The 25355-nt window shown below is 60.9% G+C and carries 24 protein-coding genes; 9 read left to right on the top strand and 15 right to left on the bottom strand.

The features are described 5' to 3' along the window. Window positions 1-141 precede the first annotated feature (141 nt). The 5 genes from mlaD to AAFO90_RS07310 all read right to left on the bottom strand — a co-directional run bounded on the left by mlaD (window position 142) and on the right by AAFO90_RS07310 (window position 3660). A complete protein-coding gene (gene mlaD / locus AAFO90_RS07290; protein WP_065270557.1) occupies window positions 142-597 on the bottom strand; it encodes an outer membrane lipid asymmetry maintenance protein MlaD in 456 nt (151 codons plus the stop codon). Between the two features lie 55 nt (window positions 598-652). Further along, window positions 653-1039, bottom strand: coding sequence for an NADH:ubiquinone oxidoreductase subunit NDUFA12 (locus tag AAFO90_RS07295; protein ID WP_065270558.1), 387 nt, complete (start codon window positions 1037-1039; stop codon window positions 653-655). A 108-nt stretch (window positions 1040-1147) separates the two neighbouring features. Next, complete coding sequence (locus AAFO90_RS07300; RefSeq protein ID WP_274829027.1) at window positions 1148-1510, bottom strand: RidA family protein; 363 nt, start codon at window positions 1508-1510, stop codon at window positions 1148-1150. Between the two features lie 107 nt (window positions 1511-1617). Further along, complete coding sequence (gene clpX / locus AAFO90_RS07305) at window positions 1618-2883, bottom strand: ATP-dependent Clp protease ATP-binding subunit ClpX (RefSeq protein ID WP_065270561.1); 1266 nt, start codon at window positions 2881-2883, stop codon at window positions 1618-1620. A 144-nt stretch (window positions 2884-3027) separates the two neighbouring features. Then, window positions 3028-3660 carry an ATP-dependent Clp protease proteolytic subunit gene (locus AAFO90_RS07310; RefSeq protein ID WP_347508955.1) on the bottom strand — a complete coding sequence of 211 codons (633 nt, stop codon included), beginning with the start codon at window positions 3658-3660 and terminating at the stop codon, window positions 3028-3030. A gap of 259 nt (window positions 3661-3919) precedes the next feature. On the opposite strand from AAFO90_RS07310, the gene AAFO90_RS07315 reads away from it, so the two are divergent. Next, window positions 3920-4927, top strand: a complete 1008-nt coding sequence (locus AAFO90_RS07315; protein ID WP_065270563.1) for a GlxA family transcriptional regulator — start codon at window positions 3920-3922, stop codon at window positions 4925-4927. Between the two features lie 93 nt (window positions 4928-5020). On the opposite strand, the gene katG is transcribed toward AAFO90_RS07315, so the two are convergent. The 10 genes from katG to AAFO90_RS07365 form a co-directional block, all read right to left on the bottom strand. Further along, entirely contained in the window at window positions 5021-7237 is a 2217-nt protein-coding gene (katG, locus tag AAFO90_RS07320; RefSeq protein ID WP_347508956.1) for a catalase/peroxidase HPI, read from the bottom strand. 414 nt (window positions 7238-7651) lie between these two features. Beyond that, window positions 7652-8707, bottom strand: a complete 1056-nt coding sequence (locus AAFO90_RS07325) for a c-type cytochrome (protein ID WP_065270565.1) — start codon at window positions 8705-8707, stop codon at window positions 7652-7654. Then, the gene (gene soxC, locus AAFO90_RS07330; protein ID WP_065273489.1) at window positions 8691-9974 is read right to left on the bottom strand and encodes a sulfite dehydrogenase; all 1284 of its coding nucleotides are present in this window, start codon (window positions 9972-9974) and stop codon (window positions 8691-8693) included. The genes AAFO90_RS07325 and soxC overlap by 17 nt, the downstream gene beginning before the upstream one ends. Before the next feature lie 82 nt (window positions 9975-10056). Then, the gene (gene soxB / locus AAFO90_RS07335; protein WP_347508957.1) at window positions 10057-11754 is read right to left on the bottom strand and encodes a thiosulfohydrolase SoxB; all 1698 of its coding nucleotides are present in this window, start codon (window positions 11752-11754) and stop codon (window positions 10057-10059) included. Window positions 11755-11856: 102 nt separating this feature from the next. Further along, window positions 11857-12708 carry a sulfur oxidation c-type cytochrome SoxA gene (gene soxA, locus AAFO90_RS07340; protein WP_065270567.1) on the bottom strand — a complete coding sequence of 284 codons (852 nt, stop codon included), beginning with the start codon at window positions 12706-12708 and terminating at the stop codon, window positions 11857-11859. A gap of 77 nt (window positions 12709-12785) precedes the next feature. After that, window positions 12786-13115: a thiosulfate oxidation carrier complex protein SoxZ gene (gene soxZ, locus AAFO90_RS07345; RefSeq protein ID WP_065270568.1), complete on the bottom strand. Its 330-nt coding sequence runs from the start codon at window positions 13113-13115 to the stop codon at window positions 12786-12788. 38 nt (window positions 13116-13153) lie between these two features. Beyond that, window positions 13154-13570 carry a thiosulfate oxidation carrier protein SoxY gene (soxY, locus tag AAFO90_RS07350; protein WP_065273490.1) on the bottom strand — a complete coding sequence of 139 codons (417 nt, stop codon included), beginning with the start codon at window positions 13568-13570 and terminating at the stop codon, window positions 13154-13156. A 49-nt stretch (window positions 13571-13619) separates the two neighbouring features. Further along, window positions 13620-14096 (bottom strand): sulfur oxidation c-type cytochrome SoxX, encoded by a 477-nt coding sequence (gene soxX / locus AAFO90_RS07355; protein WP_065270569.1) that lies wholly within the window; start codon window positions 14094-14096, stop codon window positions 13620-13622. 124 nt (window positions 14097-14220) lie between these two features. Beyond that, on the bottom strand, window positions 14221-14823 hold the full coding sequence (locus AAFO90_RS07360) for a thioredoxin family protein (RefSeq protein WP_347508958.1): 603 nt from the start codon (window positions 14821-14823) through the stop codon (window positions 14221-14223). Window positions 14824-14852: 29 nt separating this feature from the next. After that, a complete protein-coding gene (locus tag AAFO90_RS07365; protein WP_347508959.1) occupies window positions 14853-15590 on the bottom strand; it encodes a cytochrome c biogenesis protein CcdA in 738 nt (245 codons plus the stop codon). Between the two features lie 187 nt (window positions 15591-15777). On the opposite strand from AAFO90_RS07365, the gene AAFO90_RS07370 reads away from it, so the two are divergent. The 8 genes from AAFO90_RS07370 to AAFO90_RS07405 all read left to right on the top strand — a co-directional run bounded on the left by AAFO90_RS07370 (window position 15778) and on the right by AAFO90_RS07405 (window position 25284). Continuing rightward, window positions 15778-16143: a hypothetical protein gene (locus AAFO90_RS07370; protein WP_237028475.1), complete on the top strand. Its 366-nt coding sequence runs from the start codon at window positions 15778-15780 to the stop codon at window positions 16141-16143. Window positions 16144-16228: 85 nt separating this feature from the next. Beyond that, window positions 16229-16558, top strand: coding sequence for a metalloregulator ArsR/SmtB family transcription factor (locus tag AAFO90_RS07375; protein WP_065270573.1), 330 nt, complete (start codon window positions 16229-16231; stop codon window positions 16556-16558). A gap of 240 nt (window positions 16559-16798) precedes the next feature. Beyond that, window positions 16799-17857, top strand: a complete 1059-nt coding sequence (locus AAFO90_RS07380) for a YeeE/YedE family protein (RefSeq protein ID WP_347508960.1) — start codon at window positions 16799-16801, stop codon at window positions 17855-17857. Window positions 17858-18058: 201 nt separating this feature from the next. After that, window positions 18059-20089, top strand: coding sequence for a PhoX family phosphatase (locus tag AAFO90_RS07385; RefSeq protein ID WP_347508961.1), 2031 nt, complete (start codon window positions 18059-18061; stop codon window positions 20087-20089). A 214-nt stretch (window positions 20090-20303) separates the two neighbouring features. After that, window positions 20304-20774 carry a DUF302 domain-containing protein gene (locus tag AAFO90_RS07390; RefSeq protein WP_347509001.1) on the top strand — a complete coding sequence of 157 codons (471 nt, stop codon included), beginning with the start codon at window positions 20304-20306 and terminating at the stop codon, window positions 20772-20774. A gap of 88 nt (window positions 20775-20862) precedes the next feature. Then, complete coding sequence (locus AAFO90_RS07395; RefSeq protein ID WP_347508962.1) at window positions 20863-22482, top strand: thiamine pyrophosphate-binding protein; 1620 nt, start codon at window positions 20863-20865, stop codon at window positions 22480-22482. Next, window positions 22466-23668 carry a CoA transferase gene (locus AAFO90_RS07400; protein WP_347508963.1) on the top strand — a complete coding sequence of 401 codons (1203 nt, stop codon included), beginning with the start codon at window positions 22466-22468 and terminating at the stop codon, window positions 23666-23668. Before AAFO90_RS07395 ends, AAFO90_RS07400 begins: the two co-directional genes overlap by 17 nt. A 248-nt stretch (window positions 23669-23916) precedes the next feature. After that, window positions 23917-25284, top strand: coding sequence for a tetratricopeptide repeat protein (locus tag AAFO90_RS07405; protein ID WP_347508964.1), 1368 nt, complete (start codon window positions 23917-23919; stop codon window positions 25282-25284). Window positions 25285-25355: the final 71 nt, after the last annotated feature.

Raw genomic sequence — 25355 nt, forward strand, 5'->3', positions numbered from 1 at the left:
GGCCGCATTGGAAAAACACCGCGACCCACAAAATGATGCGCTGGTTGACCCGTTGGATCAAGCCGCATAACCATGAAATCCGCAGCGTCGCCCGAAACGCTTTTCAACATCGTTCGGGACATTCCCGGGCCGCGAGGTGCGTCACTGGTCTTCTCCACCACTTCCGGAAACGAATTTCACCAGAAGCGAAATCAGGCTAACAGCGCCTTGAGTGTCGAGGATCTCCTCCCCGGCCTCCAGGTTCAGCGGCGAACCACCGGGCATGATCTCGACGAAGTTACCGCCCAGCAACCCTTCGGAGGAAATCACTGCCGAGCTGTCGTCGGGTATCACGATGCCATTGTCGACGGTAAAACTGGTATCGGCGCGGAAGGTCTGCGGGTTCAGCTCGACCCCGGTGACGGTGCCGATCTTGACCCCGGCCAGCCGTACGTCAGTGCCGACGGTGACCCCTTCGAGAGAGCGGAAAGAGGCGCTGAGCGGATAGCCTGCGCCACCACGCGACAGGCCCGCCGCCTGTCCAGCGTAAACGGCAAACGCCAGCGCTGCCGCAACGACAACGCCACCGGCCAGAACCTCTGTGGTATTATGGGACATATCGCCTGCCTAAATCGTTATTTGTCGTCAGCTGACACCGCAAAGGTATCAGGGGTTACTCGGGAACCCAGGCCTCGTAGTCGCTGCGTCGCTCAGGCTCACCGCCCCGGCGGATCGATCCGGCCGGAGCATATGCCAGCGCGGTGCCGGTCAGGTTTTCCTGATGCGGTTTTTCCCAGGTCTTATGCGCCAGCGGCTTGTCGCTCGGCACCTCGTCAAAGGTCCGGTGCAGCCAGCCGTGCCAATCGGGGCTGACGCGCGAAGCTTCGGCCTCACCGTTGAACATGACCCAGCGGCGGCTGTCATCGGCATTGCGGTAGAACACATTGCCCGCGTCATCCTCACCCACTTTGATGCCTTTGCGGCGGGTGTAGATAGCGGTGTTGAGCGTGGAGCCGTTCCACCAGGTCACAGCGCGCAGAAGAGAGTTCAGGATTCCCATGGGTGCCTCCGAAAATGTTGCCCCTGATATGGCGTACTTTCGGCGCGAGGTCCAGTGGGTTGCAACCCTGTGGCTAACAGCATGGCAGGAATTGGCACGATCCCAGGCTTACTGGGGCAGAAGGGCCGTAACTTCGATTTCAATCCGATACTTCGGGTCGATCAGCCCGCATTCGATCATGGTTGCAGCGGGGGGATTATCCCCAAAGGTTTCGGCCAGCATCGGCCAGCAGGCATCGAATTCAGCCCGGTCCGGCAGGTAATAGTTCACCCGCACCACATCGGCAAAGGAAGCGCCAGCCTCCGCCAGTGCCTTTGCAATGATATCCAGCGCCGAGCGGCACTGGGAGACAACATCCTCTCCCTGCCCCACGGTGCCTGCGACATGCACGAAACCGCCCGCCACAACGGCCCGGCAATAGCCAACCTTTTTCTCAAATTCACCGCCGGATGAAATGCGTTTGATCGTCATGAAATGACCCTCTCTGTATTGAAGCCCAAACCCCATAGAAAAAGGCGAACGTCAAAATGACGTTCGCCCCTCTGCGCAACAGCGCAAATGCGATCCACATCAGCTGGTTAACCGGCCGATGCGGATTCCTTTTCGTCGGCATAGATCATCAGAGGCTGCGCATCCGATGTCACCGCTTCCTCGTTCACGACTACCTTGGTGACGTTCTCCATGCCCGGCAATTCGAACATGGTGTCGAGCAGGATATCTTCGAGGATCGAGCGCAGGCCCCGGGCACCGGTTTTGCGTTCGATGGCTTTCTTGGCAATTGCCATCAGCGCCTCGTCGGTGAAGTCCAGCTCGGTGTCTTCCAGCTCGAACAGGCGCTGGTACTGTTTGATCAGCGCGTTCTTCGGCTTGGTCAGGATGGTGACAAGCGCGTCCTCATCCAGATCTTCCAGCGTTGCCAGAACCGGCAGACGGCCAACAAATTCCGGGATCAGGCCGAATTTCAGCAGATCTTCGGGTTCCAGATCCTGGAAGATCTCGCCTACGCCGCGGTCATCGTTGTCACGCACATCGGCGCCAAAGCCCATGGCAGAGCCCTTGCCGCGCTGCGCGATGATCCGGTCGAGACCGGCAAAAGCGCCACCGCAGATGAACAGGATGTTGGTGGTGTCCACTTGCAGGAATTCCTGCTGCGGATGCTTGCGCCCGCCCTGCGGCGGAACGGAGGCCACGGTACCTTCCATCAGTTTCAGCAGCGCCTGCTGAACGCCCTCGCCCGACACGTCGCGGGTGATCGAGGGGTTTTCCGACTTGCGGGTGATCTTGTCGACCTCGTCGATATAGACGATGCCGCGCTGCGCGCGCTCGACGTTGTATTCCGACGCCTGCAACAGCTTGAGGATGATGTTCTCCACATCCTCGCCCACGTAACCGGCTTCGGTCAGCGTGGTGGCGTCAGCCATGGTAAAGGGCACATCCAGAATGCGCGCCAGCGTCTGCGCCAGCAGCGTCTTGCCGCAGCCGGTGGGGCCGATCAGCAGGATGTTGGATTTCGCCAGTTCGATATCGCTGGCAGTTTTCTGCGCGTGGTTCAAACGCTTGTAGTGGTTGTGAACCGCCACCGAAAGAACCCGCTTTGCCGTGGCCTGACCGATCACATAATCGTCAAGAACCTCGCAGATGTCCTTGGGCGTGGGCACGCCATCGGTGGCCTTCAGCCCCGACGCCTTGGTTTCTTCGCGGATGATGTCCATGCACAGTTCGACGCATTCGTCGCAGATGAACACGGTCGGTCCTGCAATCAGCTTGCGCACCTCATGCTGGCTTTTGCCGCAGAAGGAACAGTAAAGCGTGTTCTTGCTGTCGCCGCTTGAGTTCGTTGCCATGATCTACCTTTCAGTCCGCTCGGGCCGAAAAAGAGCCGTCAGCCCCCTTCGCCTTTTTGACAGCTTAAGACACTGCTCAAGCGGTCACAATGTCAAAGTGTGCCCCAAAGGGATAGGGGCACACACCCAGTTGATCTACCGGGCTTAGCTGGTTTCGTCGTCGCCTTTGATGCGGCTTTCGACGATTTCGTCAATCAGGCCAAAGGCCTTGGCTTCTTCGGGCGACATGAAATTGTCACGCTCCAGTGCGCTTTCGACCTTCTCGTATTCCTGGCCGGTGTGCTTCACGTAAATTTCATTGAGGCGGCGCTTCAGCTTCAGCGTTTCCTCGGCGTGGATCATGATGTCGGTCGCCTGACCCTGATACCCGCCGGACGGCTGGTGTACCATCACGCGGCTGTTGGGCAGCGAAAAGCGCATGCCGGGCTCACCCGCGGTCAGCAGAAGCGAGCCCATCGAGGCCGCCTGACCAATCACTAGGGTCGAGACCTTGGGTTTGATGTACTGCATGGTGTCGTAGATCGACAGACCCGAGGTCACGACACCGCCGGGGCTATTGATATACATCGAGATTTCCTTGGACGGGTTTTCCGCCTCAAGGTGCAGCAGCTGCGCCACGACCAGCGAGCTCATCCCGTCGTGAACCGGACCGTTGAGGAAGATGATACGCTCTTTCAGCAGGCGCGAGAAGATATCGTAGGCGCGCTCACCCCGGCTGGTCTGTTCAACCACCATGGGCACCAGAGTGTTCATGTATGTTTCTGTCGGATCAATCATTAGGACCTGCCTGCTTTGAATTATGTCCGCCATCATATCGGACCAACTGTTACCTGAGTCTTAGTGCTCGCCCAAAAGGCCTGCAAGGGGCGGTATGCGAATTTAAACTGCCTGCGCCCGTCCTGCCGCTCCTCCTGCGACCGGTTCCACACCCCGGGCCAGCAGGTCGCTATTCGCGAATCCCCGGTCGCAATTCCCCGGCCTGCCTGCAAAACTCTGGCTTAAGACACAGAGACACTCCCGGCGGCGGATCCATGCCATGACAGATGACAGCTTCGTTCAAAAAGGTGCGGCGGCAAAGCTGGACGTGCCATTTGAAGGGGAACCGCAGGATTTCTATTTCCTGCTGCTGAAAAAGGCGACGATGCTGCCCGTCGCAGCCGCAATCGAACCTTTGCGGATCGCCAATCAGGTCACCAACACGCGGCTTTATCGCTGGTTCGTGATGACCGAGGATGGCGAACCGATCCGGTGTTCAAACGGGATGATGATCACGCCGGACATGCCCCTGCGCCCCCTGCCCGCCGACAGTCTTGGCTTTGTCTGTGCCGGGGTCGAACCCCAAAGCACGGCTGGCGAGGCCACGCTCAACTGGCTGCGCCGCGAAAGCCGCTTTGGCCGTTCGATCGGTGGCATCTGCACAGGCGCCTTTGCACTGGCTCAGGCCGGACTGATCAAGGATCAGAAATTCACCCTGCACTGGGAGAACCAGCCGGGGTTCATCGAACGATTTCCGCGCTTGACCCCATCCGCCAATACATTCGAGGTTTCGGGTCCCCTGATGACCTGCGGCGGCGGCAATGCCGCGACCGACTTGATGCTGAGCCTCATTGAAGCGCGCCACGGCAAACAGCTGGCCATTATCGTGGCCGACATGTGCCTGCATGCCCGCTCCGGCGGACAGGCCGCGCCGCAGAAGTCGAATTTCGCGGTTGCCATCGGCAGCCGCAACCAGCGCCTGCTGAACGCCTTGCAGCTGATGCAAGAAGCGATCGAAGAACCGCTTCAGATCGGCGATCTCTGCGCCCGATTGGATATCTCCCGTCGCCAGCTGGAGCGGCTTTTTGCCCGCTACCTGAACCAGAGCCCGATGCACGTCTATTGCGATATGCGGCTCAGCCATGCCTTTGCCCTGATGAATGAAACCTCGATGTCGGTGACCGAGATCGCGCTGGCTTCGGGCTTCAACAGCACCACGCATTTTTCCCGCCAGTTCAAACGTAAATTCGGTGCCAGCCCGCATTTCTTCCGTAAAGGCTGGTCCTGACACCCAACGGGCTGATGCCCGGCCTCCAAGTAAGAACGCCCCGGCAAATGCCGGGGCGTTGGTTGTTTTATGGTCGGATCAGACAGGCCGCGTTCAGGCCAGATCGAAGCGATCTGCGTTCATCACCTTGGTCCAGGCCGCCACGAAATCATTGACGAATTTTCCGCCATTGTCCGCCTGGGCATAGACCTCGGCCAGGGCGCGCAGTTGCGAGTTGGAGCCAAAGACCAGATCACAACGGGTGGCTGTCCATTTGACCTCTCCGCTGGCGCGGTCGCGGCCTTCGAACTCCTGTGCCTCGTCCGAGGTGGGTTTCCACTCGGTCGACATATCCAGAAGATTGACGAAAAAGTCGTTGGACAGGGTTTCAGGCTTTTCCGTGAAGACACCATGGGTAGTCTGCCCGACGTTGGTGTTCAGAACCCGCAGGCCACCGACAAGTGCTGTCATTTCCGGCGCCGTCAGCGTCAGCAGCTGCGCCCGGTCCAGCATCATCTCTTCCGGCGCAACAGTGAACTGCGTCTTCTGGTAGTTGCGGAAACCATCAGCCACCGGTTCCAGCACCTCGAAGGATTCCACATCGGTCTGCTCAGCCGTTGCATCCGCGCGTCCGGGGGTGAAGGGCACGGTGATGTCCTGCCCAGCCTTCTTTGCAGCCTGCTCGATACCAACCGAGCCACCCAGCACGATCAGATCTGCCAGCGACACCTGTTTGCCATCGCTGCGGCCTGCGTTGAAGGCGCCCTGGATCCCTTCCAGCACGCCCAGAACACGGGCCAGCTGTTCGGGTTGGTTGGCTTCCCAGTCCTTTTGCGGCGCCAGACGGATACGGGCACCGTTGGCACCGCCCCGCTTGTCCGACCCACGGAAGGTCGAGGCCGAGGCCCAGGCGGTCGAAACCAGCTCAGGGATGGTCAGATCCGAAGCCGCAATCTTCTCTTTCAGTTCGGCGATTTCCGCCTCACCAATGACCGGATGGGTCACGGCAGGGATCGGATCCTGCCAGATCAGATCTTCGGCGGGAACCTCATCGCCCAAGTAGCGCGATTTCGGCCCCATATCGCGGTGGGTCAGCTTGAACCAAGCGCGGGCAAAGGCATCTGCGAACGCGTCCGGGTTCTCGTGGAAACGACGCGAGATCTTCTCATAGGCCGGGTCCATGCGCATTGCCATGTCGGCAGTGGACATGAAGATCGGAACCTTCTTGGACGGATCCTCCGGATCGGGCGCCATATCCTCTTCCAGGATGTCCTTGGGAGTCCAGACCCAGGCACCGGCCGGGCTTTTGACCTTTTCCCATTCGTATTTGAACAGCACGTCAAAATAACCGTTGTCCCATTTGATCGGGTTCGACGTCCAGGCGCCTTCCAGACCCGAGGTGATGGTGTCACGGCCCTTGCCGGATTTGTAGCTGCTGAGCCAGCCAAAACCCATCGCCTCCATCGGCGCGGCTTCGGGTTCGGCGCCCACATGAGCGGCATCGCCCGCGCCGTGCATCTTGCCGAAGGTGTGGCCACCAGCGGTCAGCGCGACGGTTTCCTCGTCGTTCATCGCCATGCGGGCAAAGGTTTCGCGGATGTCGCGGCCCGAGGCGATGGGGTCCGGGTTACCGTCAGGACCTTCAGGGTTCACGTAGATCAGGCCCATCTGCACGGCGGCCAGCGGGTTTTCCAGCTCGCGATCGCCAGAATAACGGCTGTTTTCCGTGTCAGAGGTCGCCAGCCATTCGTCTTCGGCGCCCCAGTAGATGTCCTCTTCCGGCTCCCACACGTCGGCACGGCCACCGGCAAAGCCGAAGGTCTTGAAGCCCATGTCCTCAAGCGCGCAGTTGCCCGCAAGGATCATCAGGTCGGCCCAGGAAATCTTGTTGCCGTACTTCTGCTTGATCGGCCACAGCAGGCGACGCGCCTTGTCGAGGTTGCCGTTGTCCGGCCAGCTGTTCAGCGGCGCAAAACGCTGCTGCCCCGTGCCACCGCCCCCGCGGCCATCGCCGGTGCGGTAGGTGCCTGCGCTGTGCCAGGCCATGCGGATGAACAGACCGCCATAGTGACCGTAATCCGCCGGCCACCAGTCCTGGCTGTCGGTCATCAGCGCATAAAGGTCTTTCTTCAGCGCCTTCAGGTCGAGTTTTTTGAATTCCTCTGCGTAATCAAAGGCCTGCCCCATCGGGTCGGACTTTGCGCTGTTCTGATGCAGGATCCGCAGGTTCAGCTGGTTCGGCCACCAATCGCTGTTGACGCGCGCGCCAAAGGTGGTTGTGCCGCCGTGCATCACCGGGCATTTGCCGCCGGGAATATCATTGCCGTCCATTTTTTCCTCCGATTATTGCTACGTTTCTGTCGTCGTGGCGCGACACCTGCCCCGGAATGCGTCATTCCAGAAGGACAAGTGTCTGTCAGGAGAAGAGCCTTTGCGTGGAGTGCAGAAACGCAGATCGGATCCGCAGCCCAAAAGGCCTCCCTCCCTTAACCCAGAAACGTTCTAACAAATCCGTGTGATAAAAATAAGTTATTTTTACTGATAGCAACCATAGCAAACTCCTATGCCTTTGTTCGCGGATGCGCGAACCACAGCGACCCAGCCAACAATCAATCCTGATCGGCAATAAAAAACAGGCGCGGAAACGATCCGCGCCTGTTTTCAGAAATGTATTGCCAGGTGGACTGCCCGGCCCCGCCGCCCCATGAAGAGCGGCAATGCCAGATCCATATGGCCGTCAGACCATCAGCCGCCGAAGGACTTCAGATAGGCGATGACCGCTTCGATGTCGTCGTCTTTCTTCAGCCCAGCAAAGGACATTTTGGTCTTTTTCATGTATTTCTTCGGCTTTGCCAGGAAGGCAGAAAGCTCTTCTTCGGTCCAGACCAGACCGTCTTCATTGGCCGACTTCATGGCCTTGGAATAACGGAAGCCTTCCACAGCACCAGCAGCGTGACCAACGATTCCGTTCAGAACCGGACCGGTCTTGTTCTTGGCCTTGTCACCCACCTGGTGGCAAGACTTACACTTTTTGAAGACCTTTTCGCCATCTGCAACCAGTTCAGGGTCCAGCGCGGCAACCTCTTCCACCGGCTCAGCGGCGGCAGGCTCTTCCGCCTTGGCCTCTTCAACCACGGCTTCACCGGTTTCCGCCGGTGGGACTTCGCCGGTTTCGTCCGGGGTCACATCGAGAACCGCCGCACGCATGGTGATTTCCACGCTGTCCTTGCAGTTTTCCATGCAAGGCGTGTCGGTCCAGAAATGCGCTTCGGAGGTCAGGCGGTCATCGACGATGAAGCCATCCGCGTTGGGCATTTCCACATCCAGGAAGTTCTCGTTCGACAGGGTGAACTCGTCATCCACCAGATCGTTGGAGTACAGGATATAGGCCACGATGGCATAGACCTCATCCGGTTCCAGCGTCTGCGCCGCGCCAAACGGCATCGAGCGGTTGACGTAATCCCAGGTGGTCGACAGATGCGGCCAGTAGGAACCGACCGTCTTCAGCGGGTCCTCGTGGTCCAGCGTGTCGGCACCGCCCGCCAGTTTCGGCCAGTTTCCAACGCCCTCGGCGAAATCGCCATGGCAGACAGCGCATTGTTCGGCAAAAATTTCTTCGCCGGTGAAGACATCACCGGAACCTTCGGGCAGGCCGGTCCCATCGGGGCTGACGTCCTGATTCCATGCGGCGATCTCTTCGGGCAGTGCCGGGCGGCCCAGTCCGAATTTCTCTGCATAGGCAGGCACCGCCAAGGCGGTGGCCACTGCTGTTGCTGCGATCAGATTAGGAAACTTCGACATTTTCCGCCTCTCCGTTTGCCTTCACCCACCAGGTCTGGATGGAATTGTTGTGATAGATCGAGTTCAGACCACGCACATCGCGCAGCTGGGTCTTGGTCGGCTGCACATAGCCCGAGCTGTCGCGGGCGCGGCTTTGCAGGAACATTTCCTGACCATCCCAGTCGATATCGAGGTAGAAGCGCGTCAGCGCCTTATCGGTTCCGGGCGCCGCAAGGCGGGCCTCATTCCAGGTCTTGCCGCCATCAATGGAGACATCAACGCCGGTGATGTGGCCGCGACCGGACCAGGCCAGACCGGTGATGACCAGCGGCCCCTTGCCGTGGGTGATCGGCGACTGCGGGCTGGGGCTGGTTACAACGGATTTCGCATCCATTTCCCAGGTCCATTTGCGGCTGGTGCCGTCGGCCAGCGTGTCGGTGTACTTCGAGGTTTCCTCGCGGGATTCAACCGGGCCGTTGGTGACTTCGATGCGACGCAGCCACTTGACCCACATGTTGCCTTCCCAGCCGGGAACGACCAGACGCACCGGATAGCCGTGCTCTTTGCGCAGGGCTTCGCCGTTGGCCTTGAAAGCCACCAGAACGTCGTCCAGCGCCTTGTCCATCGGGATCGAACGACCGTTGGAGGAGGCATCGGCGCCTTCCACATAGACCCATTTGTCCTTCAGATCGCCTGCAGCATCCAGACCGGCCTCTTCCAGCAGCGTGCGCAAGCTGACGCCGGAATATTCCATGTTGTGGATCATGCCGTGGGTGAACTGGGCGCCGTTCAGCTGGGCACCGGCCCATTCCATGCCCGAGTTCGCCGCGCATTCGCAGAAGTAGACGCGGTTTTCACGAGGAAAACGCTCCAGATCGGCATAGGAGAAGACCAGCGGCGTGTCGACCAGACCGTTGATCATCAGGCGGTAGTCTTCTTTCTTCAGCTCGATCGCGCCCGAGTGGTGACGTTCGAACGCACAACCCTGCGGCGTGATGGTGCCATCCAGCGCGTGGATCGGGGTAAAGTTGATCGACGAAATCGTATCGGCGGTCAGCCATTCCACGTTGCGGCGGATCACATCCGATTCATAGCTGATCGGAAGACCATACGGGGTGGCGTCGACGCCATCACCCAGGCCGCTGGCCCATTCCTGGACTTCCGTGATCAGCGGGTCAGGCCCGGCCGCCTGGGCCGCACCAGCAACCGCAGATCCGGCCCCGGCCGCAGCCGCACCCGCCAGAAACTGACGGCGCGACGGGGTGAAACCCTTTGAATTATCGCTCATCTTGTTCATGCCTCCATATTTAGATGAGTGCCCTGGCAGGGCCTCATCGGCGCAAAATTTGCCCGTCAGGCGGCGGCGCTGATTAAGCGCCGACCACCTTGACCGAGTTGTTCGGGTTGACCGTGACGGTGCCCATTTTCTTGATGTGGTTTTCGACGACGTCCCAGATCTGCGGACCTTCGGTGCCTTCGTTGACGCTGGCCCAGCCGGCGACCATGTAGGTCTTCGCCGGATCGATCGCCTCACCGTTCTTCAGCAGCGTCATCTCGGTGATCCGTTCGCCCTGCGGTTTGGTGATGTCGATGCGGTAGCCCATGCCACCGATGCGCACCATGTCGCCGCCCTGCTGGTAATAGGGGTCCGGGTTGAAGATGTTGTCAGCCACGTCTTCCAGGATCACCTTGATGAATTCACCGGTCATCTCGCTGCGATAGGCGGCGCCATAGCTCATCGAGGTCACGTTCCAGATGTCTTCGCGGGTGATGTCGTCACCCGGTACCAGCGACGGGCCCCAGCGCACGCCGGGCGACATGGCGATATCAGCCTCGCGTTCGCTCAGCAGCGCATCGCAGATCAGATCATCCCAGGTGCCGTTGAAGTTGCCGCGACGATAGAGCAGCGAGTCGGTCTGGCCGATCACCTCTTCCAGCTCAGCCTTGAACGGCGCGCGCTGTTCATCGATCAGCTTGGAGATCACAGGATCGGGAGCGATGACATCCGAGAAGATCGGGATCAGCTTGTGCTTCAGACCCATCATCTGACCATCGCGCACGTCCAGATCCACGCGGGAGACGAATTTGCCGCTGGAACCGGAGGCGATGATGTGGGTCGTGCCCACCAGCACCGGTTCGGGCAGCGCATCGTGGGTGTGGCCCGACAGGATCACGTCGATACCGGTGACAACGCTGGCCATCTTCTTGTCCACGTCGAAACCATTGTGCGACAGGCAGACCACCACATCGGCGCCCGCTGCGCGCACCTCGTCCACCATCTCCTGCATATGCTCGTCACGGATCCCGAAGGAGTATTCCGGGAACATCCAGCCGGGGTTCGCGATGGGCATATAGGGGAAGGCCTGACCAATGACGGCGACCTTGGCGCCGCCGCGTTCGAAGAACTTGTAGGGCTTGAACAGCTCGGCCGGTTCGTCCCATTCCGAGTCAAAGATGTTCTGCCCCAGCGCGGCAAAGGGCAAACCTTCGACGATCTCATTCACACGGTCAGAGCCCAGCGTGAACTCCCAGTGGAAGGTCATCGCATCCGGTTTCAGCGCGTTCATGACATTGACCATGTCCTGACCTTCGGTCTTGTGACAGGTCATGGAGCCGTGCCAGGTGTCACCGCCGTCCAGCAGCAGCGCATCCGGGCGGTCGGCACGGATGGCATTGATCACTGTCGACATGCGGTCCAGACCGCCTACGCGCCCGTAGCCTTTGGCGAGGGAGGAAAAATCGTCATAGGTGAGCGCGTAAGCGGAAGGACTGCCATCCGCGATGCCATAGGCCTTGCGGAAGTCGGCACCGGTGATATGCGGCACCTGACCCTTGTTCGCGCCCACCCCGAGGTTGATCGAGGGTTCACGGAAATAGATCGGTTTCAGCTGCGCATGAATGTCGGTGACATGGATGATGCTGATATTGCCGAAGGTATCAAACTCCAGCAATTGATCCTGAGTCAGGCTTTGCTGCGCCGCAAGACGCCCCCAATTGCCAAAACCAGATGCCCCGACTAGGGCAGAGGCGGCCATCGAAACCTGCAGAAAATCACGGCGCGAGATCATGGTACTCTGATATCCTGTGTAAACATACGACATATTCGCATGTGTGAATATTGAAAGAACGAAAGACCCCGCACCATGAACTGGCACGGGGTCGTTCCGGGTTTAGTTACGGACAGACGGTCCTTCGACCGACAGGCCGTTGCCGCGCGAAGCGACATAAAGCTCAAGTGCGACGAAATCCTGCGAACCGGGCTTGTAGGTTTCGGCGCGGGTATCACGTACGCAGCCTTTGAAACGAGCATGAACTGTGTTCAGCTTGGCGTTTTTCAGGCGGTAGGCCGGGAAGCCATTGATCTGGCCTTGGCTCAGGTGGTCGGCGCGGATCATGTTGCCATAGTTGTCTTCATGGCAGTTCGCGCAGGACAGCTCGAGCTGGCCGGTACGCGTGTAATACATTTCCTTACCTTTTTCCCACATCGCCTGAACCGGACCATCGGTGGCAACGTTGACGGGCATGCCACGCGACTGGACAGAGATCAGAGCCTCCATCGACGCCATGTCACCGCCAGTGTATTTCCACTTGTCGGCGCCCATCTGGTTTTCGCGGCAGTCGTTGATCTGCATGGCCAGGGTGCGGACTTCGCCAGCTTCTTCGTTCCACTTGGGATAGACTGCGCGCACGCCTTTCATGCTGTCGGCAACATCGTCGTGGCAGGACGCGCAGGACTTGCCTTCGGATCCTTCGACGGTTTCCCAGCTGTCCATCGCCTGATCGACGAAAACCATCGCAGGGTTTTCGAAATCGTCCATCTGCAGGGCCTGCGTCTCGTCCGAGCGGAAGTGCCAGCCAGACATGACTTCGTCCAATGCGTCAGCGACTGCAGCCGGAGCCGCAGTCTTGGTGACCATTTCGATCTCTTCGTTCACCACGAGCGTGTCGTCGTCTGCGCCGGCGAAGGCGGCCATCGGCAGGGCCAGCACGGCGGCAATGGCAGTGAGTGCCTTATATTTCATTCCATATCCTCCCTTGGGTATCCGCCTCGCCCGCCGGAGTGGCGGACGAGACGCTTGCCTTTGAGATCCGGAAAGGATCAGGCGATCTTGATCGACTTCGCCGTGTCGTAGACGGATCCATCATCGTCATACCATGTGAATTTGAAGTCGCCTGCTTCAGGCACGGTGGCTTCAAACTCAATGTAAGGGTTGGTGGAAATCGCCGGTTCCATCGTGACGTCGATCACCATGGCGCCGTTAAACTCGCAAGTGAAACGGTTGATGATCGAACGCGGAATGACGTTGCCTTCCTTGTCCTTACGCTGGCCGCTTTCCATCTTGTGGCTGATCAGCGTCTTGATGGTGACGGCTTCGCCAGCAGCGGCTTTCTTCGGGACCTTGACGCGGGGTTTTACACCGGATGCCATGTCTTAACTCCTTGAATTCGGAAAGGGATGCGGGGCGATCAGCCGCCGCAGCCTCCGATGGTCACTTTCACAGCGGCGCTTGCCTTGGCAAAGCTGCCGTCTGCCATTTTGGCAATGGCCACGACGTCCTGGGTACCAGCAAGGCGGATCCGGGTGGATGCGGACTGGCTGGCGGCACCGGGGCCGAAGTTGAAGGTTGCAACGCCGGGGGTCGGGTTGCCGGTGGCCAGAACCATGATCGCGGTCGCGCCGGGGGCGTTAACCGAAATCGGCACGGTGTTGCCGTTTTCGGCAATCTCCGGCGCAGTCAGTTCAATACCGCTGTCGGCCATATCGGCACCGCCGGTGAACTCGGCGATCTTATCGTCTGCCGATGCGCTCAGGCGGTAGGGCAGAACCGTCAGCACGGCGGCGCCCAGGCCCATCGCCAGGGTTTCGCGACGTGAGAACTCCATCATTTGTCTCCTTTGACTTCGCTCGGACAAGCAGCTGGAAGCTGCTGTCTCACTCTTCTTTCAGCGTCGCGAGGAAAGCGACGACATCTTCAATCTCCTGGGCGGTCAGGATCGGCGGCAGCGGCTCTGCGCCCGCCTTACCGGTGTAGGCATCGCCCGGACGGATAAACCCGTCGACCTTGTAGAACGCAGGCATCATGGTGCCCTCGAACGTCATTTTTGCATTCGCCACGAGGCCACGCAGCTCAGCTTCGCTCCAGCGCTCCCCCGCGCCGTCCAGCATGGGGCCGATTTCGCCGTGGAAGGGCACGTCAGCCAGTGCAGTCACCTGATGACAGGCCACGCAGTTCCCCTTGGACTTGGTCCCGGCAATGATCGCACCGTTGGCTGCGTCGCCAGCAACACCTGTCAACGATTCGGCAATTGCGCCATCCTCGGTGAATTTCACGTCTTTCGGCGCGACTTCGCCCGCCTGCGACATGGTCCCGGCCAGACACATGGCCAGTGTCAGAGATAGTCTCTTCATGGTTCCTCCCGTTGGCTGCCACCGCGAAGTGGCCTGCTTAGCTATTGCATACCGTAGGCCACCGAAGGCCTGGGACGCAACAACAAATTCATTAATGTGAATTTTAATTTTCTTGCGCAAAGGATCAGTCTGTTGATCCATTGTTGCGCTCCTGAATGCGGCGTGCGTGATACCTTTGGAAATCCTCCCCATTATCAAGCTCGTACCGCTTCTCGTTGACCCAGGTGAACATATCGAGCGTGGTCCCCGCCCCAAAGGCCCCCGGCATGATGGAAACGGCCGCCTGCACCGCGGTCTGATCCTCGGGCACCTCTTCCGGCAGGAAAAGAATCGTCGGCGTGAACAGCACGTTCCACTTCCGCGCCATCTCCCGCTCCTGCAGGGTTTCACCGTCGAAATCCGTTACCTCGGTGGATCCGTGCAGGTTCAGCTGAACGACGAAATAATTCTCTTCGATGTAGTTGCTGACCTCCGGACGCGGGAACACCTCCTCGTGCATCTTGGCGCAGTAAATGCAGCCCCGCTGCTCAAAGAAAAGAACCAGCCGCTTGCCCTCTGCATTCGCCTCGGCAAGGTCTTCCTGAAGGTCCTTGAAGGTGTCACGCATCCATGCGGTTTTATGAAGGCCGTCGTCGCCCACCTCGACCGCTACCACCGGCCCGGCCAGAAGCACCGGAAGCGCCAGCGCGGCAAGCGGTGCGGAAATCATTTTGAGTAATCTATTCATTGCCTTGTCTCTCCCATTTATGGTGACAGTCAGCCAATTGTGGACAGTCCGGGCATCCAGCGGATCATTGCTTCGGCAATGTAGCTGACACCTCCGGTGACAATCAGCACAGCGAACAGGATCAGCATAACCCCCATCGCCTTTTCCACCCAAGCAAAAGCGGTCCGGTGCCGCGCCACCCAGGCCAGGAACGGCTTTGCAAACAGGGCGGCAACGACGAAAGGCGCTGTCATTCCAACACCGTAGACCAGCAAGAGCAGGCCACCGCGCCAGATGTCCCCCATGCCAGAGGCGATCATCAGGATCGACGCCAGCGCCGGTCCCACGCAGGGGGTCCAGCCAAAGCCAAAGGCCAGCCCCATCAGATAGGCACCGATCAGCGTGGAAGGCTCGGCCGAGCTTTCCATGCGTGCCTCGCGGTAAAGCAGCGGAATGCGCATTACGCCCAGGAAATGCAGGCCGAACAGGACCAGCACCCCGGCGGCGCCATAGGCCAGAATATCCATGTAGCGCCCGAACAACTGCCCCAGCGCGGTAGCTCCCATGCCCATCAGCATGAACACCGTGGTGACACCAGCTGCGAAACACAGCGCAGAGATCACCAGCCGACGCTGCGCCCCCGGCGCAATGCGCCCGTCGCCGCGCAGTTCAGCCATCGAAAGCCCGCCCATGTAGGACAGGTAAAAAGGCACCATCGGCAGGATGCAGGGCGTGAAAAAGCTCAACAAACCGGCAAACAGGGCCCCAAAGTACGATATTTCGAGCATCTCAGCTCCTTTTTTGGGCGCAATAGCCGATATTCGGGGACGGCGCGCCTTGTCTCATTCACATATTCAAATTAAGTTGTGTTACATAAAGAACCTACTCACTGCACCTTCGTCAACGGCTTCGAACGGCTTCATCATGGTTTTTGCGTCCACAGTTCCCCTGCGGCCCTTGCTGCTGCTGCGCCGGTTGCTGGCCGGTTTTTTTGTGCTGTGCACGCTCAGCCTACCTGCCCGGGCAGTGGAACTGGTGATGGTCGAACAGCATGGCTGCGAATGGTGCGCGCGCTGGAACGAAGAAATCGCACCGATCTATCCCAAAACGGCCGAAGGCGCCTTTGCGCCGCTGCGCCGGGTGGATCTGCGCAATATGCCGGATGACTTGGAAACAACTCGTCGCGTTCTTTTTACCCCGACCTTCTTGATTGTGGAGGACGGTCATGAGAAGGCCCGGCTCGAAGGATATCCGGGGGCCGATTTTTTCTGGCCCCTGCTGGAGGCGCTGCTGCGCGATCATGCAGACTTTGCGCCGGATGGAGAAGTGGGCGACAGCTGACCGGTTTGGAGACCGACACGTCTGGCTGACTGGGACAAGTATAGATGTGCGGGGCCATTCGGCCCGCCACAAAGGAGAATGAGCGATGGGGTTGCCGCAATTTTCGGTAGACATGGCAGATGACGATCTTGAGAAGATGATGGACAACGCCACCACGGCGTCCAATTTCCTCAAGGCGATCAGCCACGAAGGTCGTCTCATGATCCTGTGCCATCTGGTCACCGGCGAGAAATCCGTCACCGAGCTGGAAGAGCTGCTTTCGGCGCGTCAGGCAGCGGTATCGCAGCAACTGTCCCGCCTGCGCCTTGAAGGTCTGGTTGTGCCGCGCCGCGACGGCAAGGCCATCTACTACCGGCTGGCAGACGACCGTCCGCGCCGCATCCTCGAAGTGGTCTACGACCTCTTCTGCAACTAAGCACGACCTAGATTTTCTCCCTGCCCTACCCGTCTTGTCCCGGTCCGGGGCCAGCAAGATACGCACGGCCTGAGCGACCTGTAGATCCTTCAACATCTGTCCGCCCCGTTGTGTTCCCGAGCTCGCATAGCTGACCACCTGCCCATCGACAGCAGGCGGCGACAGCGCGATGCCGCTTGCATCGCACACCTCCTTTCTGCATGACTCGAAAGATAGGAAACCTGCCGGGAGGGGCGTCTCATGTTTGATATGCTGACAGAACATCACCTGGCGGCCATTGCAGGCCTCGTAGGCGGAATCCTTCTTGGCCTTGCTGCCCGGCTGGGCAGGTTCTGCACGCTTGGCGCGATCGAGGACGTTCTTTATGGCGGCTCCACCCTGCGCATGCGTATGTGGATATTGGCAATTGGCGTCGCCGTTATCGGCAGCTTTTCCCTTATTTCAGCAGGACTTATGGATGAAAGCGAAAGTTTCCACCTCAGCATCAGATGGATGCCTCTGGCTTCAATCATCGGGGGTTTGATGTTCGGCTACGGAATGGCGCTCAGCGGCAATTGCGGCTATGGCGCTATCGCCCGACTGGGCGGCGGCGATCTGCGCAGTTTCGTCATCGTGCTGGTCATGGGCGTGTCCACCTATGTGGTTCTTTCCGGTCCGCTTGCGCCCTTGCGCAATTTCTTCTTTGAGCAGCATCAGGTCACGACCGATATTCCCCCCGGGCTGGCCCATCACGCCGCTGTCCTGACGGGTCTGCCACTGCACACCATTGGGCTTGCCGTCGGCGCCGTACTGGTCATCGCCGCGCTTTGCGGACGCGAACTGCGTCAGGACAAGAGCGCGGTCTTCTGGTCCGTGATCGTCGGCCTTGCCATCGTTTCGGGCTGGGGCCTGACCAGCGAGGTCAACCAGACCGGTTTCGAAGCCCTCCCGGTGGTGTCGCATTCCTTTTCTGCCCCTCTGGGTGAGACTATTTTGTGGACCATGACCGGCAGCCTGCGCCCCTTGTCTTTTGCCGTCGGCTCCATCGCAGGGGTCTGGGCCGGGGCCTTCATCGGCTCGCTGATCAAGGGGCATTTTCGCTGGGAGGCCTGCGAAGATCCCCGCGAATTGCGCCGCCAGATCGTGGGTGCGGGCATCATGGGCGCAGGTGCCGTCATCGCCATGGGCTGCACCGTCGGTCAGGGGCTCAGCGCATTTTCGCTGCTCGCCGTTTCCGCGCCGGTCACCTTCCTGGCGATTTTTGCCGGGGCGGCGATTGGCCTGCGGCAGCTGATCGAAGGCTTCCGCCCCGCCGAGTGATCCGGATTCGCCCCTTCGCCGACGCCGCCACAGCATGATATACGGGGCATCGGCTCCAGATGAAGTATCACGAACAGGCGAAAAACGGCCCAAGTTGTAACGGTTTGGTAAAACCTTGGGGCGCGTCACGCAATTGTTACAGGTCCGCGCAACTTAGCACGCGGCGACGCACCGTCGGCATCTGGAACTTTGGAGCAAGCCATGGACCGCAAGCAAATCATCAACGATCCCGAAATCGGCAACAAGGCCGAGGCCTATGAGGCCTTTGACGATATCCCCACCAATCCCCGGCTTGAACGCACCATCGGCGATGTGATCAACGCCCGTTACGGGCGTCGCGACCTGCTGAAAGGCATGCTGGGCGTCTCCGCCACCACTGCCCTGTTCGGCACCTCCGCCCTGATCGCCCCGACCGAAGCGGCTGCAGGCAGCCATGGCGCGGGTCGCTACAACTTCGAGGAACTGACCTGGGGCAACGACGAAACCCACCATATCGCCGAAGGTTATGACGCCGACGTTCTGCTGCGCTGGGGTGATCCGATCACCGCCGATGCGCCGGAATTCGATGTGATGAACCAAAGCGCCGCAGCCCAACTGAAGCAGTTTGGTTATAACAACGACTATGTCGGCTTTACCCCGCTGAACGCCGAAGGCACCCGTGGCTTGCTCTGCGTCAACCACGAATACACCAACGAAGAAGTCATGTTCCCCGGTCTGGGCCGTCAGGACCGCGCCGGGTTCGAAGGCATGACCAAGGAGCTGATCGACATCGAAATGGCCGCCCATGGTGGCACCGTCGTCGAGATCGCCAAGGGCGCAGGCGGCAAATGGGCCGTGGTGCGCGATGGCAAGATGAACCGTCGCATCACGCCGCTCAATACCGAGATGACCATCGACGGCCCCGCCGCCGGTCACGACCGCATGAAGACCAACGCCGATCCTTCGGGTCTGTCGGTCATCGGCACGCTCAACAACTGTGCCGGCGGCATGACCCCCTGGGGCACCTACCTGATGGCCGAAGAGAACTTCCACGGCTATTTCTGGACCGATGTGGTTGATGGCGATGGCAAACCCGATATCTCGGCCCAGCCCGAAGCCAAGAACATGAAACGCTACGGCGTGCCGGGCCGCTGGTATGCCTGGGGCAAGTTCTACGACCGGTTCAACATCGACAAGGAGCCCAATGAGCCAAACCGCTTTGGCTGGGTTGTTGAAGTCGACCCGCGTAACCCCGACGCCAAGCCGGTAAAACACACCGCCCTGGGCCGTTTCCGCCACGAAGGCGCCGAAACCACTGTTTCCTCTTCGGGCAAGCTGGTCGTCTACATGGGCGACGACAACCGCTTTGACTACCAGTACAAATATGTCTCGAATGGCGTAGTGTCCGACGATGCCGTCGCCAACAGCGCCCTTCTCAGCGACGGGACCCTCTACGCGGCCCGCTTTAACGAAGACGGCAGCGTAGAATGGTTGCCGCTGGTGCATGGCACCGGCCCGCTGACCACTGAAAACGGTTTTGCCAGCCAGGCCGATGTCCTGATCGACACCCGCCTTGCTGCCGATGCCCTGGGCGCCACCCCGATGGACCGCCCCGAAGACGCGCAGCCGCGCGGCGACGGCACCGCCTACATCATGCTGACCAACAACTCCAAGCGCACCGAGGATCAGGTTAACGCCGCAAACCCCCGTGCCAAATCGAATTTTGGTCACATCATCGAGGTCAAGGAAGAGGGTGGCGATCACGCCGCCACCCGCGGCACCTGGTCGATCCTTGTGCAATGCGGCGATCCTGAACTGACCGAGGTGGGCGCCCAGTGGAACCCGGAAACCAGCGCCAACGGCTGGTTCGGTTCCCCGGACAACTGCGCCTTTGACGCCGATGGCCGCCTCTGGGTCTCCACCGACCAGGGCAGCAAATGGGGCAAGACCGGCAAATCCGATGGCCTTTATGGCGTCGAGACCGAAGGCGATCTGCGTGGCACGTCCAAGCTGTTCTTCCGCTGCCCCGTCGGCGGGGAGCTCTGCGGCCCCTACTTCACCGACAACGGCGAAACCCTGTTCCTGGCGGTGCAGCACCCCGGCACCGATGGCACCAAGGCCCTGAAAGGGTTCGAGCGCGCCTCGACTTTTGAGGATCCGGCCACCCGCTGGCCCGACTTTGACCCCAAGATGCCGCCGCGCCCCTCGGTCGTGGTGGTCACCAAGAAGGGCGGCGGCAAGATCGCGATGTAACCCGCCCAAGGCATGAACAAACTTTCAGCGCGCCCTCAAAAGGGGCGCGTTTTGCTTTGTCGCTGCCGCCCGGCCTCCCAGCCGGAGCATGTGCGCGGCACGGGGATGTGACGCCCGCGTGATCAAAAACCGAGTTAAGCTTGGGATACATGATCCAACGGAGCCAATGATGAACCTGCGCCCGATCCTCGTTTCACTCGCCTTCAGTCTGCCCATGCTGTCCGGACTGTCCCTCTCTTCCATCGCCCTGACCGCGCAGGCAAGCATCGCCGGAGAGGTGTCTGCCCGCCCCGGCTGGGAGGTGCACGACACGGCGAAATCCTACCGGCAGTTGTTGCAGGATACGCAGGCGGCGGTGCGGGCCAGCGATCTGGCCATCGTCACGCAGGCCGGTCCCACCGGCGCAGCGGCGGCGCGCGGGATCACCATTCCGGGCAACCGGGTCATCGGCGTCTTCAACAATGTCTTTGCGGTCAACATTCTAGAAACCTCGACCGCCGCCATGATCGAAGCCCCGATCCGCCTCTATGTCACCGAAATGGCGGGCGGCACGGCGCAGCTCTCTTATAAGCGGCCAAGCCATGTCTTTGCCCCCTACCGGGACGAAGGCGGCGACAGGCTGATGGCGCTTGCAGAGGAGCTGGACCAGAGGTTTGATCAGATCGCACAGGATGCAGTGAAGTAATACAACCGGGTCACAGAGCCGTGAGGGTGCTTGCACCCGGCGTCAGGGCAGGCAATCTGGCTCTGACATCAGATAGGAACAGATCGCCATGACTGACAGTTTACGCGCCGCCGACGTTCTGGCCCGGCGCCTTTATGCGGCCGGGTGCCGCCACGCCTTTGGCATGCCCGGCGGAGAGGTGCTGACGCTGGTCGACGCGCTTGAGGCAGCAGGCATCACCTTCCATCTGGCGAAACACGAAAACGCTGCCGGCTTCATGGGCGAAGGTGTGCATCATGCCGATGGTGCCCCGGTTATTCTGGTTGCCACCCTCGGCCCCGGCGCGCTCAACGGGGTCAATGTGGTGGCCAACGCCCATCAGGACCGGGTGCCGATGCTGGTTCTCACCGGCTGCGTCGATGCTGCCGAGGCGCAAAGCTACACCCATCAGGTGCTCGACCATGGCGCCGTCTTCGCCCCCATCACCAAGGCGACCTTCCGTCTGGATGCGGATGCGGCTGACGTGATCGCAGACAAGGCGGTCGCCATCGCGACCGAGCCGCGCAATGGTCCGGTGCATATCGACGTGCCGATCTCGGTCGCGGATGCCCCTGCCAGGGATCGCAACTTCCGCCGCGCGCCTGCTGCGCCCACCCAGCCAGACAATGACACACTGGCGCAGGCGCGCAGCTGGCTGGCGCAGGCCGAGCGTCCCTTTGCCATCATCGGACTTGATGCGGTGGCCGAAGGCGCGGGTCCTGTCCTTCGCGCCTTTCTGGAGGCGCATCAGATCCCCTTTGTCACCAGCTACAAGGCGAAGGGCATCCTGCCCGAAGATCACCCCCTGTGCCTTGGCGGCGCCGGGCTGTCCCCCCTGGCCGACAGCCACCTGTTGCCGCTGGCGGCGCAGTCGGATCTGATCCTGTCGCTTGGCTATGATCCTATCGAAATGCGCCCCGGCTGGCGCAACGCCTGGGACCCAACCCACCAGCGCGTGATCGAGATCGCTGCCGAACCCAACACCCATTACATGCATCAGGCCAGCCTCAACATCGTGGCGCCGCTTACCCCCGCGCTGGATGCCCTGACGGAAAAAGCCGAGACAGCACCGACGCGCTGGCCCGGCGGAGAGCTGAGCACCGCGCAACAGGCGCTGCACACCGCCTTTGATCCGCAGGATGACAGCTGGGGACCGGCGGCAGTGATCGCCGAATGCCGCGCCACCCTGCCTGCCGAGACGCTGGCCACCGCAGACAGCGGCGCCCACCGGATCCTGCTCAGCCAGATGTGGCAGTGCAACGAGCCGCGCGGGCTGATCCAGTCATCCGGGCTTTGCACAATGGGCTGTGCCGTGCCGATGGCGATCGGGCGCAAGCTGGCGCAACCGGACCGTCCCGTCGTCAGCTTTTCCGGCGATGCAGGCTTCCTGATGGTGGCCGGGGATCTGGCCACCGCTGCCGAATTGGATGTGGCGCCGATCTTCGTGGTTTTTGCCGATGCCACCCTCGCCCTGATTGAGCTGAAACAGCGTCAACGCCAGCTTAAAAACCGCGGCGTCGATTTCGCCCGGCACGATTTTGCCGCGATGGGCCGGGCCTTTGGCGGCAACGGCGTGACGGTACGTAACCGCACCGAACTGCGCGCCGCCCTCACCGATGCCTTGGCTTCTGATCGTTTCACTGTCATCTCTGCCGAAATCGAACCCGGAGGATATGATGGACGCATCTGACACGCTGCCACACGGGGCCCTTGATGGGGTCAAGGTTCTCGACCTGTCGCGCATTCTGGCCGGCCCCACCTGTACCCAGCTGCTGGGCGATCTCGGCGCCACGGTCATCAAGGTGGAAAACCCCAAATCGGGGGGTGACGATACCCGCCAATGGGGCCCCCCCTATGCCATGGACGCCGACGGCAACCCCACGGATCTGTCGGCCTACTACATGGCCGCCAACCGCAACAAACGCTCGGTCGCGGTGGATATCACCACCTCCGAAGGTCAGGCCGAGATCCGCAGGCTCGCTGCCGAGGCCGATATCCTGATCGAGAATTTCAAACCCGGCGGACTAGCGAAATACGGGCTGGATTACGCCAGCCTCAAGGATGAGTTTCCCCGGCTGGTCTACTGCTCGATCTCGGGCTACGGGCAGACCGGCCCCAACAACCACCGCCCGGGATATGATCTTGTGGCACAGGGGTTTAGCGGCATCATGTCACTCACCGGCGATCCCGAGGGGCAGCCCGTGAAGGTTGGCACCGGCATCGCCGATGTGATGTGCGGTATGTATGCCTGCATTGGCATTCTGGCTGCGCTGCGCCACCAGGAAAAAACCGGTGAAGGGCAGCAGATCGACCTCGCTCTGGTCGACAGCACCATTGCCTGGCTGATCAACGAAGGCGTCGCCTATCTCAACACCGGTACCTTGCCGACCCGGCGCGGCAACGAACACCCCAGCATCATGCCTTATGGCGTCTACGAGACCTCGGACTCCCACGTCATCCTGGCGGTGGGCAACGATGCCCAGTTCCGGCGCGTGATGGAGTTCCTCGGGCTCGAAGGCCTTGCAGACGATCCCCGTTTTGCCACCAACCCGGCGCGGCTGGAGCATCGCGCGACGCTCAACGACATCATGATCCCGGCGCTCAAACGCTTCACCATGGACGAGGTGATCGCCGCGATGGAGGCCCGCAAGGTGACCGCCGGTCCGGTGCAGACGCTCGACCGGGTCTTTGCCTCCGATCAGGTGGCTGCGCGGGGCATGGCCATCGACATGCAGGCCGGGGACACTCCCGTGAAACTGCTTGGAAATCCGCTCAATTTCTCGCGCACCCCGGTCACCTACCGCCACGCACCGCCCAGCTGCGGCGCTGACAGCGACCGGATTCTCGGCGCCGAGGACCCGTTTTCCAAGGCTTAGGCCATATTCTGCCCGGCACGATCCGGCCGAATGTTACAAAAACCGGCAAACGCCTGCCTTCGTGGTGGGCGTTTTGCGTTTCAAAGACCCGTCTGGCGGGAAATTGCCCGCAAATATTACAGGTTTCAGCGGGTTTCCCCACCTTCAAACACGCGCCTTCACCAAAGCGAGAGCGCCCGTCGCGCGATGAAAACCACTGTTCTAACCTTCCCCTAGTGAACAACACCGGTGGTAAGGATTGGACCCAAATGACACATGATCTCTTCGGACAGGAGACGAGCCTGAAAGATCCCGAAATGCTGGATCTGTGGAACGCGGTTCAGATCGGGGTTCTGTCGCACAGCGCAGAGGCCCCGGTGCATCTGGGTAAGCTGCTGGAGGCCGCCCCCGAATTCACCCTTGGGCAGGCAGCCAAGGGTTTGTTCCTGCTGCTGCTGGGCCGCCGCGAAATGCGCACCCCTGCCCGCGATGCGCTGGCTGCTGCCCGCATCGCCTATGCCTCTGCCCTGCCCCGGGAGCGGCTCTTCGCCGATGCGCTGGAGCTGTGGCTGGCGGGCCGCCCCACCGCCGCCGTTGAGAAGCTGGAGCAGGTCCTGCGCTCTCACCCTGCCGACAGCCTTGCCATGAAGATGAGCCAAGCGATCCGTTTCGTCCTTGGCGACAGCGCCGGGATGCGCCGGTCAGTGGAACGGGTGATGCCCGCCTATGCGCCGGATCACCCCGGGCGCGGCTATCTGCTTGGCTGTCACGCCTTCGCGCTGGAGGAAACCGGCGACTACAGTAAGGCGGAGACTGCGGGGCGTCAGGCACTCTGGATGGCGCCGGATGATGCCTGGGGCCTGCATGCGGTGGCGCATGTGCATGACATGACCGGCAACGCCAAGGCCGGGCTCGACTGGCTGACTGGCCGCGAAGAGGCCTGGAGCCATTGCAACAACTTCCGCTATCACGTCTGGTGGCACAAGGCGCTGATGCATCTGGACCTGGGCCAGACCGACACCGTTCTGGACCTTTACGACCGCGAGATCCGCCAGGACAAGACCGACGATTACCGCGATATTTCCAATGCCACCTCGCTGCTGATGCGGCTGGAATTGGAAGGCATTGCCGTCGGCAACCGCTGGGAAGAACTTTCCGACCTCTGCGCCGCCCGGACCGAGGATGGCAGCCTGATCTTTGCCGATCTGCACTACCTTCTGGCGCTGGCCGGGCGCGGGCGCCCGGATGAAACCACCCGGATGGTGCAGCGTATCCACGCCGATGCGGCAGCCGCAGGCGGGGACGAGGCGCGGCAGCGCATGGCAGATCCCGGCCGCGCCGCCGCCAGCGGGCTGGAGGCCTTTGGCGAAGGTGATTTCGCGCTCGCCTTTGACAACCTGGCGCAGGCCCGTGGCTCCATGCAACTGGCCGGTGGCAGCCACGCCCAGCGCGACGTTTTTGAACGCATGACCATCGATGCCGGGATCCGCGCAGGTCGCCTGAGCGAGGTATCCCGCATGCTGGACAGCCGCCGCGCCCAGCGCGGTGGCGCCGAGGACAACTATGCTCTGGCCCGCCGTGCCCTGATCAGCGAGGCGCGCAATCAGCCGGACAGCCGCAGCCTGCCGGCCGAGTGATCTGCGAAATGATCGGAGCGCGCCCGGATGCCGGTCCTGGCCTCGGGCGCGCCCTTACATCGCCGCCACAA

The organism is Phaeobacter sp. CAU 1743 (assembly GCF_039839315.1).
GTDB classification, from domain to species: Bacteria; Pseudomonadota; Alphaproteobacteria; order Rhodobacterales; family Rhodobacteraceae; genus Phycobacter; species Phycobacter gallaeciensis_A.

Bases quoted from the DNA above. Each gene is read 5' to 3' on its own strand.
- AAFO90_RS07310 (WP_347508955.1), bottom strand. From the start codon at position 3,660: ATGATTGATCCGACAGAAACATACATGAACACTCTGGTGCCCATGGTG.
- katG (WP_347508956.1), bottom strand. From the start codon at position 7,237: ATGGACGGCAATGATATTCCCGGCGGCAAATGCCCGGTGATGCACGGC.
- AAFO90_RS07385 (WP_347508961.1), top strand. From the start codon at position 18,059: ATGGACCGCAAGCAAATCATCAACGATCCCGAAATCGGCAACAAGGCC.
- AAFO90_RS07325 (WP_065270565.1), bottom strand. From the start codon at position 8,707: ATGTCGAAGTTTCCTAATCTGATCGCAGCAACAGCAGTGGCCACCGCC.
- soxZ (WP_065270568.1), bottom strand. From the start codon at position 13,115: ATGGCATCCGGTGTAAAACCCCGCGTCAAGGTCCCGAAGAAAGCCGCT.
- AAFO90_RS07380 (WP_347508960.1), top strand. From the start codon at position 16,799: ATGTTTGATATGCTGACAGAACATCACCTGGCGGCCATTGCAGGCCTC.
- soxX (WP_065270569.1), bottom strand. From the start codon at position 14,096: ATGAAGAGACTATCTCTGACACTGGCCATGTGTCTGGCCGGGACCATG.
- clpX (WP_065270561.1), bottom strand. From the start codon at position 2,883: ATGGCAACGAACTCAAGCGGCGACAGCAAGAACACGCTTTACTGTTCC.
- AAFO90_RS07315 (WP_065270563.1), top strand. From the start codon at position 3,920: ATGACAGATGACAGCTTCGTTCAAAAAGGTGCGGCGGCAAAGCTGGAC.
- AAFO90_RS07365 (WP_347508959.1), bottom strand. From the start codon at position 15,590: ATGCTCGAAATATCGTACTTTGGGGCCCTGTTTGCCGGTTTGTTGAGC.
- soxA (WP_065270567.1), bottom strand. From the start codon at position 12,708: ATGAAATATAAGGCACTCACTGCCATTGCCGCCGTGCTGGCCCTGCCG.
- AAFO90_RS07405 (WP_347508964.1), top strand. From the start codon at position 23,917: ATGACACATGATCTCTTCGGACAGGAGACGAGCCTGAAAGATCCCGAA.
- mlaD (WP_065270557.1), bottom strand. From the start codon at position 597: ATGTCCCATAATACCACAGAGGTTCTGGCCGGTGGCGTTGTCGTTGCG.
- AAFO90_RS07360 (WP_347508958.1), bottom strand. From the start codon at position 14,823: ATGAATAGATTACTCAAAATGATTTCCGCACCGCTTGCCGCGCTGGCG.
- AAFO90_RS07375 (WP_065270573.1), top strand. From the start codon at position 16,229: ATGGGGTTGCCGCAATTTTCGGTAGACATGGCAGATGACGATCTTGAG.
- AAFO90_RS07295 (WP_065270558.1), bottom strand. From the start codon at position 1,039: ATGGGAATCCTGAACTCTCTTCTGCGCGCTGTGACCTGGTGGAACGGC.
- AAFO90_RS07300 (WP_274829027.1), bottom strand. From the start codon at position 1,510: ATGACGATCAAACGCATTTCATCCGGCGGTGAATTTGAGAAAAAGGTT.
- soxB (WP_347508957.1), bottom strand. From the start codon at position 11,754: ATGATCTCGCGCCGTGATTTTCTGCAGGTTTCGATGGCCGCCTCTGCC.
- AAFO90_RS07395 (WP_347508962.1), top strand. From the start codon at position 20,863: ATGACTGACAGTTTACGCGCCGCCGACGTTCTGGCCCGGCGCCTTTAT.
- AAFO90_RS07400 (WP_347508963.1), top strand. From the start codon at position 22,466: ATGATGGACGCATCTGACACGCTGCCACACGGGGCCCTTGATGGGGTC.
- AAFO90_RS07390 (WP_347509001.1), top strand. From the start codon at position 20,304: ATGCTGTCCGGACTGTCCCTCTCTTCCATCGCCCTGACCGCGCAGGCA.
- soxC (WP_065273489.1), bottom strand. From the start codon at position 9,974: ATGAGCGATAATTCAAAGGGTTTCACCCCGTCGCGCCGTCAGTTTCTG.
- soxY (WP_065273490.1), bottom strand. From the start codon at position 13,570: ATGGAGTTCTCACGTCGCGAAACCCTGGCGATGGGCCTGGGCGCCGCC.